Source organism: Pantoea phyllosphaerae (assembly GCF_051025595.1).
GTDB lineage: Bacteria > Pseudomonadota > Gammaproteobacteria > Enterobacterales > Enterobacteriaceae > Pantoea.
In genome coordinates this window covers 101,282-116,533 of sequence record NZ_JBPFDE010000006.1, presented here as the reverse complement: position 1 = coordinate 116,533, position 15,252 = coordinate 101,282, and the positions used below count along the sequence as shown (strand labels likewise).

The 15,252-nt window shown below is 58.2% G+C and carries 13 protein-coding genes; 5 read left to right on the top strand and 8 right to left on the bottom strand.

Features of this window, described 5'->3' with window-relative positions; genetic code table 11:
- Positions 1 to 4 precede the first annotated feature (4 nt).
- Both ACR6A7_RS10320 and ACR6A7_RS10315 read right to left on the bottom strand, forming a co-directional pair.
- Positions 5 to 952, bottom strand: a complete 948-nt coding sequence (locus ACR6A7_RS10320; RefSeq protein ID WP_434124779.1) for an ABC transporter substrate-binding protein — start codon at positions 950 to 952, stop codon at positions 5 to 7.
- A 9-nt stretch (positions 953 to 961) separates the two neighbouring features.
- A complete protein-coding gene (locus ACR6A7_RS10315; protein WP_434124778.1) occupies positions 962 to 1,726 on the bottom strand; it encodes a class II aldolase/adducin family protein in 765 nt (254 codons plus the stop codon).
- Positions 1,727 to 1,961: 235 nt separating this feature from the next.
- On the opposite strand from ACR6A7_RS10315, the gene ACR6A7_RS10310 reads away from it, so the two are divergent.
- The 4 genes from ACR6A7_RS10310 to hemB all read left to right on the top strand — a co-directional run bounded on the left by ACR6A7_RS10310 (position 1,962) and on the right by hemB (position 7,470).
- Entirely contained in the window at positions 1,962 to 3,566 is a 1,605-nt protein-coding gene (locus ACR6A7_RS10310) for an EAL domain-containing protein (RefSeq protein ID WP_434124777.1), read from the top strand.
- Complete coding sequence (locus ACR6A7_RS10305; protein WP_434124776.1) at positions 3,544 to 4,500, top strand: D-2-hydroxyacid dehydrogenase family protein; 957 nt, start codon at positions 3,544 to 3,546, stop codon at positions 4,498 to 4,500. The genes ACR6A7_RS10310 and ACR6A7_RS10305 overlap by 23 nt, the downstream gene beginning before the upstream one ends.
- 372 nt (positions 4,501 to 4,872) lie before the next feature.
- The gene (gene proP / locus ACR6A7_RS10300) at positions 4,873 to 6,378 is read left to right on the top strand and encodes a glycine betaine/L-proline transporter ProP (RefSeq protein WP_434124775.1); all 1,506 of its coding nucleotides are present in this window, start codon (positions 4,873 to 4,875) and stop codon (positions 6,376 to 6,378) included.
- A 114-nt stretch (positions 6,379 to 6,492) separates the two neighbouring features.
- Positions 6,493 to 7,470 carry a porphobilinogen synthase gene (gene hemB / locus ACR6A7_RS10295; protein WP_434124774.1) on the top strand — a complete coding sequence of 326 codons (978 nt, stop codon included), beginning with the start codon at positions 6,493 to 6,495 and terminating at the stop codon, positions 7,468 to 7,470.
- Positions 7,471 to 7,526: 56 nt separating this feature from the next.
- Here the strand turns inward: hemB and ACR6A7_RS10290 are convergent, their stop codons facing one another.
- Positions 7,527 to 8,549 (bottom strand): alpha/beta fold hydrolase, encoded by a 1,023-nt coding sequence (locus ACR6A7_RS10290; RefSeq protein WP_434124773.1) that lies wholly within the window; start codon positions 8,547 to 8,549, stop codon positions 7,527 to 7,529.
- 411 nt (positions 8,550 to 8,960) lie between these two features.
- Here ACR6A7_RS10290 and ACR6A7_RS10285 point away from each other — a divergent pair, with 411 nt between their 5' ends.
- On the top strand, positions 8,961 to 9,452 hold the full coding sequence (locus tag ACR6A7_RS10285; RefSeq protein WP_434124772.1) for a helix-turn-helix domain-containing protein: 492 nt from the start codon (positions 8,961 to 8,963) through the stop codon (positions 9,450 to 9,452).
- A gap of 52 nt (positions 9,453 to 9,504) precedes the next feature.
- Here the strand turns inward: ACR6A7_RS10285 and ACR6A7_RS10280 are convergent, their stop codons facing one another.
- From ACR6A7_RS10280 to ACR6A7_RS10260, 5 genes are all read right to left on the bottom strand, one after another.
- A complete protein-coding gene (locus ACR6A7_RS10280; protein ID WP_434124771.1) occupies positions 9,505 to 10,164 on the bottom strand; it encodes an epoxyqueuosine reductase QueH in 660 nt (219 codons plus the stop codon).
- A gap of 79 nt (positions 10,165 to 10,243) precedes the next feature.
- Positions 10,244 to 10,912 carry an SDR family oxidoreductase gene (locus ACR6A7_RS10275; RefSeq protein WP_434124770.1) on the bottom strand — a complete coding sequence of 223 codons (669 nt, stop codon included), beginning with the start codon at positions 10,910 to 10,912 and terminating at the stop codon, positions 10,244 to 10,246.
- Between the two features lie 106 nt (positions 10,913 to 11,018).
- The gene (locus ACR6A7_RS10270; protein ID WP_434124769.1) at positions 11,019 to 12,329 is read right to left on the bottom strand and encodes a c-type cytochrome; all 1,311 of its coding nucleotides are present in this window, start codon (positions 12,327 to 12,329) and stop codon (positions 11,019 to 11,021) included.
- Between the two features lies 1 nt (position 12,330).
- On the bottom strand, positions 12,331 to 14,103 hold the full coding sequence (locus ACR6A7_RS10265; RefSeq protein ID WP_434124768.1) for a GMC family oxidoreductase: 1,773 nt from the start codon (positions 14,101 to 14,103) through the stop codon (positions 12,331 to 12,333).
- A 32-nt stretch (positions 14,104 to 14,135) separates the two neighbouring features.
- Positions 14,136 to 14,849 carry a gluconate 2-dehydrogenase subunit 3 family protein gene (locus ACR6A7_RS10260; RefSeq protein ID WP_434124767.1) on the bottom strand — a complete coding sequence of 238 codons (714 nt, stop codon included), beginning with the start codon at positions 14,847 to 14,849 and terminating at the stop codon, positions 14,136 to 14,138.
- Positions 14,850 to 15,252 lie beyond the last annotated feature (403 nt).

Here is a 15,252-nt window from a genome sequence, read left to right as displayed (position 1 = left end):
CCTGTTACTGCGGAAACAGGCTCCGGTCGGTAATCGCCGCCACATCCACCTTATTCGGCAGAATTTTCAGCTCGCTGAAGAGATCCGACACCTTCTGCACTTTTTCGATATCTTCAGGCGTGACGCCGCGAATGCCGTGAGAAATACGCGCGGTGATCTTCTCCGCGTCGGCCGGCGGCAGACGCGTCAGCTGCGCATATACCTGGTTGTACTCCTCTTTATGGGCCAGCGCCCAGGCACGCGCTTTCGCCAGCCGCTGGGCGAAATCGGCGATCGCCGCACGCTTGCCGGGATCCTCCAGCGACTGCTGGGTGGCGGTCACGAACGACAGCGCGGTGGTCAGCCCTTTGCCGTCGCGCAGCAGCCGCGCGCCGTGCTGTTCAGCAATGCCGAGATAGGGATCGAAGGTCGCCCAGGCGCCAATCTGCCCGGAATTAAAGGCGGCGCTGGCGTCGGTCGGCAGCACAAAGCGTATCGGCACGCTGTCGCGCGGCACCTCTGCTTCGCCCAGCGCCGCATAGAGCAGATGCTGCGAGATGCTGCCGCGCGCCGAGGAGACCACGACCTCCTTGCCTGCCAGATCCTTTACGCTACGCACTGGCGAATCAGCGGGCACGATCAGTCCATTCGACCCGGCGTCGCCGACGTTGGTGGCGATGATTTTCAGCGGCACGCCGCCGGATGCCGCCATCAGCACCGGCAGATCGCCTGCGTAGGAGGTATCAACCGCGCCGGCGCGCTGCGCTTCGAACAGCGGCGCTGCGCCCTGAAAGTTAGCCCAGCGATAGCGCCAGGGTGCATCCTTCAGCACGCCAGAGGCCTCCACCAGCGAACGCAGATTACGCGCCTGGTCGCCCAGCACCAGCGTGACCTCGCTGAGATCGGGCGCCGCCTGCGCCATGGCGCTGGCGCTCAGCAGCAGCGCCGCCGCAAAGGCTTTAAGTCTGTTCATGGCGGCTCCTTACAGGGCGTTGCGGCTAAGCTGACGAATATAGGCATCCCAGTGCAGCTGATACTTTTTGTTGCGGATGCTGCTGTCAAACGCCTGCGCCGCCTTTTCCGACACCGCGTCCGGCAGAATAATCAGCTCCGCGCCGCCCGACTGCGCGGCCAGCTGCGCCTGGCAGGCGCGTTCGAGATAATAGAGGTTATAGAACGCTTCTTCGATGCTGCCGCCAGCGGTCAGCAGACCGTGGTTGCGCAGAATCAGCGCGTTAAGGCTGCCGAGATCGTTGACGATGCGCTGCTGCTCGTCGAGATCGAGCGCGATCCCCTCGTAGTCGTGGTAGCCGACGCGCCTGTGAAAACGGGTGCTGTGCTGCGAAATCATCAGCAGGCCGCCCTTTTGCGCCGACACGCCGATGCCCGCCGCCGTGTGGGTATGCAGCACCGCATGCGCATCCGGTCGGGCGCGATGAATGGCGCTGTGGATCACAAAGCCGGCTGGGTTGATCCCGAGCCCGGTAGGATCGTCAATGATATTGCCGTCGATGTCGATCTTCACCAGCGTTTCCGGCTGGATCTCGTCAAACGTCTGGCCGTAGGCGTTAATCAGGAAGTGCGGCCGATCGCCCGGCACGCGCAGCGAAAAGTGGGTGTAGATATGGTCGGTCCAGCGCAGCTTCGCCGCCAGATGATAGGCCTGCGCCAGCCTGACGCGCGCCTGCCATTCCGCGTCAGAAATACGCTGTTGAAGAGAAGAAGATGCCAAAGTTGCCGTACTCATAGACGCCTCTTTTATGCGGTTCAGTATGGCGTCACTGTTACACAGCGTTTTTGCCCCTAGGAAATGCCAAAAGCGGCATAACAAAGTCAATAAATGCAAAGTGCGGTCGATACTTGATCTGTATCACCTGCTCTCCTGAGCAAAACGCTACCCTGCACGGCCTGAGGGCGTGTTATGCTGCGTTGATTACATTCGCACCTCCTCACCAGCCGCTTAACATTCAGAGGAATTCGCGGTGCAGCCGTTAAAACGAAAACGCGACTACGCAAGAATAGTAATTATTTTGTCCGGGGTGCTGCCCTTGCTGCTCGGCATCCTGTTCACGGCTATCGACGCGCGGCACACCGTCCAGCAGCAGCAGATTAACGCCGCCAATACCCTGCTCTCGCAGGCGGAAAAAATGAGCGACAGCGCCTGGGATATGATCACCTGGCTACGCCGCTTTCATTATCAACCCTGCAGCCAGTTCGAAGATGAACTGCAGCGCGCCGGCAACCTCAACGCCTATTTCCGGGCTATCGGCAAGCTGGAAGGGGTGAAAATCACCTGCTCCTCAGCCTACGGCATGAACCCCGGCTCGTTAAGCGACATGATGCTGCGTGCGCCGCCGGTGACCGGCAAAGCCTGGTGGAGCCTCTCTCTTACCGGCACGGCAGGCGTCCCGCAGCGTCCGGCGGTGATTTTCGTGCGGCAGCTGGCAGATTCCGAGGGTTTCTGGGCAATTATTGACGGCCAGTACCTGATGGACTTTATGAGCGCTATCGGCAAAACGCGCGGCTATCGGTTAAGCATGCGCTTTAGCGATGGCGCGCCAATTACCATCGGCCAGTCGACGCCGCCCCACGCCAGCCTGTTTAGCGCCCAGATTTATCACGCGCAGTCAATGCGCTATCCCATCAGCGTAACCGTTGAGACGCCCGGCGCAGAGATCATGCACGCCTGGCGCCAGGTGACCTTTATTTTCCTGCCGATGACGGCCATCCTTTCTATTCTGCTAATGGTGCTGACCGCCAACTGGCTGCAGCGTCGTATCTCCTGGCGCGATGAGATCCGCCGTGCCATTAATGCGCGCCGCTTTTCGGTCTGCTACCAGCCGGTTTATAAAAACGACACTGAGCGCTGTTCCGGTGCTGAAGCATTGCTGCGCTGGACGCTGCCGAACGGCGACGCGGTGCGGCCTGATATTTTTATCACCGCCGCCGAAGCGGAAGGCATGATTGTGCCGCTGACGCGTCATCTGCTCGACCTGATCGCCGAAGATGTTCAGCAGTGGCAGGTCGAGCCAGGCTTTCATATCGGCATCAACGTGGCGGCCGAGCATCTGCAACACCCCGCCTTTGTGGAAGATATGCTTAACTTCGCCGATAAAATTAAGCGGACGTCGCTGCAAATCACCCTCGAACTGACCGAGCGCAGCCTGATTAAAGACGGCGAAGATGTGGCGAGAAAACTCGATCGTCTGCGCGCCGACGGGATGAAGGTGGCGATCGATGATTTCGGCACCGGGCACTGCTCGCTCAGCTATCTGCAAACCTTCTCGCTGGACTATCTGAAAATCGATCGCGGCTTTATCAACGCTATTGAATCGCTGTCGGGCGAAACGCCGGTGCTGGATGCCATTATCGCCCTCAGCCATAAGCTGAAGCTGGAGGTGCTGGGCGAAGGGGTGGAGACCAGAATGCAGTACCTCTACCTGCGCCAGCGCGGCGTGACCTTTATTCAGGGCTACTATTATGCTTTACCCCTGAATAACCGCGCGTTCATCGCCTGGCTCGCAGAGCATGCGCATCAGCCGATGCCCACAGAGGACGTTGACGATGCTCAACTGCACCCTTCTTGACGACTACCAGAACGTCGCCCTGTCGCTGGCCGACTGGACGTCACTGCAGCCCGCCGTGCAAACCCGATCGCTTCAACAGCCTGTCGCCGACGACGACGCGCTGATCGCCGCGCTGGCCGACAGCGATATTATCGTGGCGATGCGTGAGCGCACGCCGCTCACCGCCGCCCGTCTGGCGCGCCTGCCGCGGCTAAAGCTTATTGTGACCTCCGGCATGCGCAATGCCGCTATCGATCTGGAGGCCTGCCGCGCGCGCGGTATCGCGGTATGCGGCACAGAAAGCAGCAGCGCGCCGCCGCTGGAGTTGACCTGGGGTTTGCTGCTGGCGCTGGCGCGTCATATCGTACCCGAGAATCAGGCGCTGCGCAGCGGCGGCCCCTGGCAGCAACATCTCGGCATGGGGCTGGAAGGCAAAACCCTGGGGCTGATTGGCCTGGGCAAAATCGGCGGCGGTATGGCGAAAGTGGCGCAGGCGTTCGGCATGCGGGTGTGTGCCTGGAGCCAGAACCTTACCGCCGAGCGCGCGGCAGCGTGCGGCGCAACGCTGATGCCGTCGCTTGCGGCGCTGCTGGCGGCGAGCGACATTGTGTCGCTTCATCTGGTGTTAAGCGCGCGCACGCGTCATCTGCTCGACGCCGCCGCGCTGGCGCAGATGAAGCCAGGCGCGCTGCTGGTAAACACCGCGCGCGCGGGTCTGGTGGATCAGCAGGCGATGATCGCCGCCCTGCGCGCGGGCCAGCTGGCGGGCGCCGCGCTGGACGTGTTCGACGTCGAACCGCTACCTGCCGATCATCCGCTGCGGCAGCTGCCGAACGTACTGGCGACGCCCCATCTCGGCTATGTCGCCGACAGCAACTACCGGCGCTATTTCACCCAGGCGGTCGAGGATATCGCCGCCTGGCTGCAGCATCAGCCGCTGCGATCGCTGCTTTAGCGCGACCTTCTGGCGCAGAGGCCGAAGATTTAACCGAAGCGTGACGGCCATATCTCCTTCTCTTTGCGCTAAACGCCGCAAATTTTGCAAAAAACAGCGGCGCGAAGCCGCTTTTTACCGCCTTTTCAGGTGGCATTTCAATCTACTATCGTCGGCAAAAAAGGCCGCTACCAGACCAAACATGACAAATATCATCGAAAAACGGTATACTCTGCCACTAGTCGCAATAATTTCAACACTAATTATTGCGCATAGTAGCCAGTGGAAAATTCTGCCGAACGGCTATGCTTAAATTTTCTCAATGCCGCGGACTGTCTCGTTCCACCGGTTCGCGACCTTGAGGACTTTCATGTGCTATTACAGGGTAACTCTATGAAACTACGTAGGAAGCGTGTCAAACCTATTGGGCTGGATGACGTCACGATTATCGATGACACCCGTTTGCGCAAAGCCATTACCGCTGCGTCGCTGGGCAACGCGATGGAATGGTTCGATTTTGGCGTATATGGCTTTGTCGCCTATGCGCTGGGTAAGGTCTTTTTCCCGGATGCCTCGCCAGGCGTACAGATGATCGCCGCTCTCGGTACCTTCTCTGTTCCCTTCCTGATTCGTCCGCTGGGCGGCCTCTTTTTCGGTATGCTGGGCGATAAATACGGTCGCCAGAAGATTCTCTCTATCACCATTGTGATTATGTCGATCAGTACCTTCTGTATCGGCCTCATCCCTTCCTACGCCTCGATTGGCATCTGGGCGCCGATTCTGCTGCTGCTCGCCAAGATGGCGCAGGGCTTCTCGGTGGGCGGCGAATATACCGGCGCCTCAATCTTCGTTGCCGAATATTCGCCCGACCGCAAGCGCGGCTTTATGGGCAGCTGGCTCGACTTCGGCTCTATCGCCGGCTTCGTGCTCGGCGCAGGCATCGTAGTGCTGATCTCGGCGATTATCGGCGAAGCGAAGTTTATGGAATGGGGCTGGCGCCTGCCGTTCTTCCTCGCGCTGCCGCTCGGCATTATTGGTCTTTATCTGCGCCACGCGCTGGAAGAGACGCCAGCCTTCCAGCAGCACGTTGACAAGCTGGAGCAAGGCGACCGTGAAGGTCTGCGCGACGGCCCGAAAGTGTCATTTAAAGAGATCGCCACTAAGCACTGGAAAAGCCTGCTTGCCTGTATCGGCCTGGTGATCGCTACCAACGTCACCTACTACATGCTGCTGACCTACATGCCGAGCTATCTGTCGCATAACCTGCACTACTCGGAAGATCACGGCGTGCTGATCATTATCGCGATTATGCTCGGCATGCTGTTTGTGCAGCCGGTAATGGGGATGCTCAGCGACCGTTTCGGCCGTCGCCCGTTTGTTATTATCGGCAGCATCGCCCTGCTTATCTTCGCCATCCCGGCCTTTATGCTGATTAACAGCGGCGTGCTGGGACTGATTTTTGCCGGTCTGCTGCTGATGGCGGTCATCCTGAATGCCTTTACCGGCGTGATGGCGTCGTCGCTGCCAGCCATGTTCCCGACGCATATTCGCTACAGCGCGCTGGCAAGCGCCTTTAACATCTCGGTGCTGATAGCCGGTCTGACCCCGACCCTCGCCGCCTGGCTGGTGGAAACCACCAATAATCTCTATATGCCAGCCTATTACCTGATGGTGGTGGCAGTGATCGGTTTGATTACCGGCATCTATATGAAAGAGACGGCGAACAAACCGCTGCGCGGCGCGACGCCTGCGGCATCTGACCTCGACGAGGCGCGTGAAATCCTGCAGGAGCACCACGACAACATCGAGCAGAAGATCGAAGATATCGACGAGGAGATCGCTCGTCTTGAGGCGAAGCGTAAGAATCTGGTGCAGCAGCACCCCGACATCAACGAGTAATCCGTTTAAAGCCCGCCGCCCGGCGGGCTTTTTTTTACGCCGCACACAATCTTCATACTCGCGCGTTAAAAGGAGTAGACTAACGCTACTTTTTTCACCTGCGTAAGAATGAATATGTCTGACTTTTCTCTGATCCAGCGTCCAAGAAGGCTGCGCTCCAGCCCGGCGATGCGTGAACTCTTCCAGGAAACCTCCCTCAGCCTGAACGATCTGGCGCTGCCGATTTTCGTTGAGGAAGGCGTTGACGACTATAAAGCGATTGAAGCGATGCCGGGCGTGATGCGCATTCCGGAAAAGCGTCTCGCCTATGAAATCGAGCGCATCGCCAAAGCGGGTATCCGCTCGGTGATGACCTTCGGCATCTCACACCACACCGACGCCACCGGCAGCGATGCCTGGAATGAAAACGGCCTGGTGGCGCGCATGTCGCGCATCTGCAAAGAGACGGTGCCGGAAATGATCGTTATGTCCGATACCTGCTTCTGCGAATATACCAGCCACGGCCACTGCGGCGTGCTGTGCGATCGCGGCGTCGATAACGATGCGACCCTGATCAATCTCGGCAAGCAGGCGGTGGTTGCGGCGGCGGCGGGTGCTGACTTTATCGCGCCGTCGGCGGCGATGGATGGTCAGGTCAAGGCGATCCGCCAGGCGCTGGACGCGGCGGGCTTTACTCAGACCGCCATCATGTCCTACTCCACCAAGTTCGCCTCCTCCTTCTACGGCCCGTTCCGCGAAGCAGCCGGCACCGCCCTGAAAGGCGACCGCAAAACCTATCAAATGAATCCGATGAACCGCCGCGAAGCGATTCGCGAGTCGCTGATCGACGCGGCCGAAGGCGCGGATTCGCTGATGGTGAAACCGGCTGGTGCCTACCTCGACGTGCTGCGCGAGATCCGCGACCGCACCGAGCTGCCGCTGGCGGCGTACCAGGTCAGCGGCGAATACGCCATGATCAAATTCGCCGCTCAGGCGGGCGCGATTGACGAGCGCAACGTCGTGCTGGAGAGCCTGGGTGCAATCAAGCGTGCCGGTGCCGACCTGATTTTCAGCTACTTCGCCCTCGACCTGGCAGAACAGAAAATCCTCTGATCGCCACAGCATCCTGCCGCCGCCACGGCGGCAGGAGAGCTTTTGGTCACTCAGCGTTAGCGCTGCGCTAACGCCTCAATCAATGTCTGATTAAATTTGGCCGGCGACTCCATCTGCGGCGCATGCCCCATGCCTGGGAACTCAATCAGGCGCGCGCCAGGAATGCGCTTCGCCGCTTCTTTGCCCAGCACCTCATAGTGCCCCAGCGTTGCCTTCACCTCTGGCGAGGCGATATCGCTGCCGATCGCGGTGGTATCGGCGGTGCCAATCATCAGGGTGGTCGGCACTTTCAGATCGCCAAATTCGTAAAATACCGGCTGGGTAAAAATCATGTCGTAGATCAGCGCCGAGTTCCACGCCACCTTCTTATGTCCAGGACCGGCGTTCAGGCCCGCCAGCATATCGACCCATTTGTCATACTCCGGCTTCCACTGGCCGCTGTAGTAGGTCTGCTGCTCATACTTTTTAATGCCCGCCGCGTCGAGCTTCAGCTCACGCTGATACCACTGATCGACGCTGCGCCAGGGCGCGCCTTTGGCTTTCCAGTCCTCCAGCCCAATCGGATTCACCAGCACCAGCTGCTGCGTCCCGGCGGGATACATTAGCGCATAGCGCGTGGCGAGCATGCCGCCGGTAGAGTGGCCGACGATCACCGCTTTCTTTATGCCGAGATGCGCCAGCAGCTGATGCGTGTTGTCTGCCAGCTGCTGGAAGCTGTACTGATAGTTTTCGGGTTTACTGGCGCTGCAAAAACCGATCTGATCCGGCGCGATGACGCGATAGCCTGCCTGGCTCAGGGCGCGTATGCTCTCTTCCCATGTTGCACCGCAGAAATTTTTGCCGTGCAGCAGCACTACGGTCTGGCCGTTAGCGTGACTTGTCGGTTTGACGTCCATATAGCCCATGCTGAGCGGCTGCTGCTGAGAAGAGAAGTTGAAGCGCTCAAGCGGGAATGGATAGCGAAAGCCTTCCAGCTGCTCGCCGTATAGCGGGGCGGCTACAGCGGGCGCAGCGCTAAACAGGGTTATCGAGGCGAATAAGGCAAGAAGCGGTTTTTTCAGGCCAGAGGTCGGATACATGCGATGATCTCCATATGAGCAAAAGAGCGGCAGTGTGACACGCGTTAAAGACGCTCGTATTGTTATGCGGTGTCATAAATGATTTTTGTAAAAGAAGCGTAGTGGGCGCTGCACCATTTTGCCCGCAGGCAAGACGCATAAAACAGGCCAGCCTCCAGCCAGTGTCGCAATCGTTATTGAGAAAATCTAAATATTCCCGGCAGCTCGCCAAAAATAAGTTACGTATATTTATTTCTTTTGTTTATTTTTCACAACTTAAAAACAACACACCTCTCTTTTTGATAAAAAACCCATATATCGCTCCTCTTGCAAAAAAATAAACATGCATTTTCTGATACTTCTTTACCCAAGCGGGGCATAGCGAAAGATTAAAATCCCTACACTATGCGCACGTGTTTGATGAGGTGGATTATGCGAGAGAAAAAATATAACGAAGAGGTCATTGATAGCGTTACCGAGTGGATTAACAATCATCTCGATCAGCGGCTCAGTATTGATGATATTGCGGAAAAAGCGGGCTATTCAAAATGGTATTTACAAAAGCTTTTTGCCCGCTGCCGCAATGAGACGCTGGCGCGCTATATTCGTAAGCGAAAGCTGGCTGACTGCGTACACGCCTTAAAAAGCAGCCACACCCCGATAATTACGCTGGCGATGAAGTATCATTTCGAAAGCCAGCAGTCATTTACGCGATCCTTTAAGCAGGTAATGGGCTGTACGCCTTACGTCTGTCGTAAGCGTCAGCTCGATCCTGACATCCAGGCGCGGCTGGAAGGCCATATTAATCCCTGCGAGCTTTGTCGACAGGCGCAGCCCGCCGTCAACACCCACAAACGTTTTATCTCTTCGCGTCTGGATGTTCGCAATATCGACACCGGCGAGACCCGTAATGGCCTGCGTTGAATTTTGCCATTACCGCACGAAATAAAGGGTGGCTGCCGCGCCCTTTATTTCTCTACTCGTCGTCCGGCGTATAATATTGCACGCCAATCTTAATGCGTTCACGCCCGTTGGCGACGCGGTGACGATTGCTGTCGCGTAGCGAATAGATACAGCCGCAATACTCCTGCTGATAAAAACGCTCGCGCTTGCTGATTTCGATCATGCGCGCCGATCCGCCGCCCTTACGCCAGTTGAAATCCCAGTAGATCATATCGGGATAGCGATTTGCGGCGCGCGCGCCGCAGTCGTTGATCTGCTGCATGTTCTTCCAGCGCGAGATGCCAAGGGAACTGGTGATGACCGGGAAGCCATGTTCATGGGCATAGAGCGCGGTGCGTTCGAAACGCATGTCGAAACACATGGTGCAGCGTTCGCCGCGCTCCGGCTCCCACTCCATGCCTTTTGCGCGCTCAAACCAGTTATCGCGATCGTAATCCGCGTCGACAAAGGGCACGCCGAACTGCTCAGCGAAGCGGATATTCTCCTCTTTGCGCAGCTCGTACTCTTTCAGCGGATGGATATTGGGGTTGTAGAAGAAGATGGTGTAATCGATACCGGATGCCAGCATCGCCTCCATGACCTCGCCCGAACAGGGCGCGCAGCAGGAGTGCAACAGGACTTTGTTGTGGCCACCAGGCAGCGGCAGCGGCTTACGTTGAAGGGATTGCGACATATTACCTCCTTGTCAGACTATGCCGCGAGTGTAGTGTTTCGCCGATGCAGATGCAAAAAAGGCGCTTACGCGCCCTGATTTACCACTGCAAAAGCTGTCCAGCGTAGTCCACATAGTGATGACCACCGCGTCCGCGATAAGCCTCCAGCTGCTGCACCAGCCCTTCGCCGCTCTGCTCGACCGTGACCGGCGCGGAGTCACCGCCCATATCGGTTTTCACCCAGCCCGGATGCAGCGACAGCAGCGTCGCGTTATGCTGCTGAATCTGCGGCAGGAGGGCGCGGCTTAGCATATTGAGCGCCGATTTGCTGGCGGAGTAGATGGGCATCGCCGCCGTGTCGTTTTCGTTCAGGCTGCCGAGAATCGAGGTGGTGAAGCCGATGACGCCGTTCTGCTTCGCCAGCAGCGGCAGCAGCGCTTCCGCGCTGCGCACCGGCGCGATGGCGTTGGTCAAAAACAGCTGCGCCAGCTCTTCGTCGCTGCTCTGCAGCAGATTCTGATGCGACGGGCCGGAAATGCCGGCGTTGATCAGGATCGCATCGAAGGTTTCGTCTTTTAGCCGCTCCGCCAGCTGGCGCACCTCCTCCTGATGGGTCATATCCAGCGCGTGCCACTGGGCGTCCGCCTCCGGGGCGCTGCTGCGGAAGGTGGCCGTGACCTGCCAGCCCCTGGCCGCCAGCGCTCTGACCACCGCCAGACCGATACCGCGCGAGGCGCCGATAACTAATGCTTTGCCTGCCATATCCATTCCTCTCTGATTAAGTGACTTAAACAGCTTATAGCCGAATGCGCAATTAAGCGCGGCAAGCGCACGAGGTGTAAAAAAAGGCGGCCTGTTTCGCCGCCTTGCTGATTTAGTGCACTGCCATCTGCTCGGGGAGCTTCAGGAGCTTGCGCTTGCCTGCAACCTCGTCGGCCTTCACCGGCGTTGCGGCGTTGCCCCAGCTGTTGCGGATATAGGTCGATACCGCCGCAACCTGCTCGTCCGTCAGCTTCCAGGCGAAACTCGGCATCGCGCCGCTGGTCGGATTGCCCTGCGTGACCGCGCCGCGCCCACCCTGCAGCACCGTGGTGATGATGGAGGAGGCGTCGTCTGCCAGTAGCCCTGGGTTATTCGCCAGGCTGGCGGCCAGGTTCGGGATCCCTTTGCCGTCGCTGTTGTGGCAGGCGCTACAGTTGGCGCTATAGACATTCTCACCCATTTTCATCTGTGCGCTGTCGCGGGCCTGCGGTGCCGGCAGCCGCGTCGCAGAGGCGGGCTGCGCTTTCAAATAGGTCGCGATGGCGCGCAGATCGGCGTCGCTCAGATACTGCGTCGAGTTGGTGACCGCTTCCGCCATCGGGCCGGACGCCACGGCGACATGGTTACTGCCCAGCTTCAGATAGTCGACAATCTGTGCGTTGCTCCAGCGTCCGATGCCAACATCGCGATTCGACGTCAGGTCCGGCGCATGCCACTCACTGAGGTTGCTGCCCTGTAAATAGTCACCGGTATCGCCGCCGAGCAGGTTCTTCGGCGTATGGCAGGCGCCGCAGTGTTCCAGCCCCTCGACCAGATAGGCGCCGCGGTTAAACTCGGCGGACTTGCCTGGATCGCTTTCGAAGCCGCTGTTGCGGAAGAAAAGCAGATTCCAGCCCATCATCGCCAGACGGATGTTATAGGGAAAGCCCAGGTTGGTTTCCGGTACCTGATAATGCACCGGTTTTACCGAGCGCATATACATCCACAGGTCATGCATATCCTGATCGCTGACCTTCACGTAGGCGTTGTAGGGCATCGCCGGATAGAGATGCTCGCCCTCTTTGCCTTTACCGTGCCGCACCGCCCGGTAGAAGTCGCGTTCGGTCCAGTTGCCGATGCCCGTCTCTTTATCCGGCGTAATGTTGCTGGCGAAAATGCCGCCGAACGGCGTGCTGATTGAGTAGCCGCCCGCGAAGGCCTCTTTGCTGCCCGGCGCGGTATGGCACGCCACGCAGTCGCCTGCAATGGCGATATATTTGCCGCGCGCCACCGCAGCGGCATCCGCTGCCGCGGGCGGCTGGCTGGTCAGCGTCTGGTTATCCGCCACCTCATCGGCAGAGGTATCGCCGTTCTGCCACAGCAAACCGGCGGCGATAGCGCCTGCGATGACCACCGCGCCGCCTGCAAGGGTTCTCTTTTTCATATCACACCTTTACCAGTGGGCCGGGGTTTTTCAGGTAGCGATCGATAATCGCCTTCGCCGTCCAGAGGCTAAGCGCGCCGATGGTACCGGTTGGGTTGTAGCCTGCATTGTTAGGAAACGAGGAGGCGCCGAGCACAAACAGGTTGTGCATATCCCAGCTCTGCTGATAGCGGTTAAGGACGCTGGTTTTCGGATCGGTGCCCATCACCGCGCCGCCGATGGTGTGGTCGCTGGCGAAGTTGTAGGGCGAATATTTGCCTGCCGCCGAGTTGGTGCCGATAACGGTTTTCGCCCCCATCGCCTTCCCGATTTCGACGCTTTTCTCTTCGATAAACTTCGCCGAACGGCGGTCGTTTTCGTTGTAGTCAAACGTGACGCGCAGCAGCGGATTGCCGTTGTCGTCTTTGTATTCCGGGTCGAGATCGAGGTAGTAATCTTCGTGCGAGAAGCTGGTACCCTGGCCGAAAATAAAGGTGGCGTTCTGGAAAGCGTGGGTATACGCCTTTTTCCACGCCTTGCCCCAGCGCGGGGTGCCCGGCGGCAGTGCGTCAGCGTTGCCGATAGGACGCGCGCCGCGCGCCACCACCAGAATGCCGGCGCCACCGATAAAGTCTTTGTCGCTGTGGTCGAAGTTATCGCCATTCCAGTCATCAACCTGCTGCGAGAGCGCGCCTGCGCCGATAAACTGGTTAAGGTATTCATCTTCGAAAAACAGGCTGGCGCCGGAGACAGTCTGGAAGCTGTAAGCGCGTCCCACCGTGCCGGTTTTGGTTTCCGGATCGTAAGGCTGGCCGATTTTCGACAGCAGCAGCAGGCGCACGTTCTGCATCTGAAACGCCGACAGGATCACCATATCGGCAGGCTGCACCCACTCTTTTTTATTCTTGTCGATATAGGTGACGCCGGTGGCAGTTTTGCCGTCTTCGGCCTTATTTACGCGTACCACGGCGGAATCGGTCAGCACGGTAAAGTTTTCGCGCTGCATCAGCGCCGGGATCACGCAGGCGTTCGGGCTCGATTTGGAGAAGTTGCCGCAGCCGTAGTAGAGGCAGTAGCCGCAGTAGGTGCACGGCCCCATGCGCACGCCGAGCGGATTCACGTAGGCGCGCGATGTTTGTCCGGCGGGCACCATAAAAGGATGCTGGCCAAGGGATTTCGCCGCATCGCGGAACAGATCGGTCAGGCGCGTGCTCTCCAGCGGCGGCAGCGGATAGTCGCTGCTGCGGTTGCCTTCGAACGGGTTGCCGTCAGGCACGATTTCGCCGTTAAGCCTGCCCGCTTTACCGGAGACGCCAGCGATTTTCTCAAATCGATCGTAGAACGGTTCCAGCTCATCGTAGGTAACGCCCCAGTCCTGCAGGATCAGGCCTTTAGCTATCTTCTCTTTGCCGTAGCGCGCGACCGTCTGGGTATAAGGCTGCAGATCCCACGGCGTAAAGCGCCATGCCATGCCGGCCCAGTGCGTGCCGGAGCCGCCGACGTTATAGCCCAGCTCGTTCAGGTTCCATTCGCGCGTTGGCAGCGCAGTTTCCGAACGGTTGTTACGGAAGGTGGTGGTCTCTACCGCAGGCGGCAGCAGCATGCTGCGGCGGGTATCCCAGCGCAGTTCGTCGGTATCGACAGAGGGGGGGAAATCGGTGGCGGTTTCAAACCAGGGGCCGCGTTCGATAGCGACCACATTCAGGCCGGCGCGCGTCAGCTCTTCGGCAATCAACGAGCCGCACCAGCCCAGGCCGACGATTACGGCGTCAGCTTTCGGACGAATATTTTGCATGTGTTAACTCACTGCTCAGTCAGACTGAAGAGTCAAAGGGTGTTATCAATCAGGCTGGTCGGGATGATGTTGAGCTTCTTCCCTTTTTTGCCAATCAGGTCGCGGAAGTCATAGCGTGCACCAGGAAAACCAATCATTTTCCAGCTCGCCATCTCTTTGTTGCCGCCGTAAATAGGGTCGGACAAAAAGCCTTCGCGTACGTTCTGCAGCAGCAGCTCGAAGAGGACTTTGGTCTCTACCTCCGCGCCCAGATCGATCTGGTTCGCCTCCATACGGCGCAGCAGATCGTCCTGCTGGTCGCCACTTAGCGCAACAAAGGTTTTACCGAAGGTTTTGGACGTGTATGCATCAAGCGCGGCGAGACCCTGCCGGTAGCGCTGCGCGGGCGTCAGCGGCGACTGCGGTCCCTGCTCAGGGGTGCCTTTGACAAAGCGTCCCAGGCGATAGATCGCCACTGCGTTGCCGTAATCGCCCGCCAGCTGGCGATCGATAAAGGTGGCGCAGCCCGCCTCTTTGCCGCTGATGCTTAGCTCGTCAGCGGGAATAAAGCGTTCAGCGATAGCGCCAACGGTGTCGAATTCATGCTGCGTCAGATACTGCAGGCCGCCTTTACGCGGCACAGGCGGCGTACTGACTTTGCCGGGTTCCCAGGGTTGCCCGCCCTGCACGGTTTCCGCTTTTGCCACAGGCAGCGACGAGGCTACCCCCAGGGCGGCCACGGAAGTGAGAAACTCTCTGCGTTTCATATTTTCCCTGCCAAGAAATTGATCACATTAACTGCATTCATTTAATTAACGGAGAGGAAACCATACCAGGTAAACTATTTCGGGCATGGCAATCTCCTGCGCGCCTTTTATCCGGCGACAGCGTTATTTTTTTATTATGCGCTCTGCTCATCGGCGGAAAGCTTTGTTCCGTTCAGAGGCTGGTTGTTAATACAAAAAATCGCTATCAATCAATTAACAACAAAATAATCATAATTTTTTAACCTACTTTCGGAAAGCGCAGCGTTGATGTAAAGCCATCATCCGTCGGCATAAAACTATTTTTTTCAGTAAGTTAAACCGCACATTTCTGGCGGCGTTATCAACGTACATGCTGAAGGAGTGCTGAAATAACGCTCGTTACGTTAGATCGGCGTTTTATTCG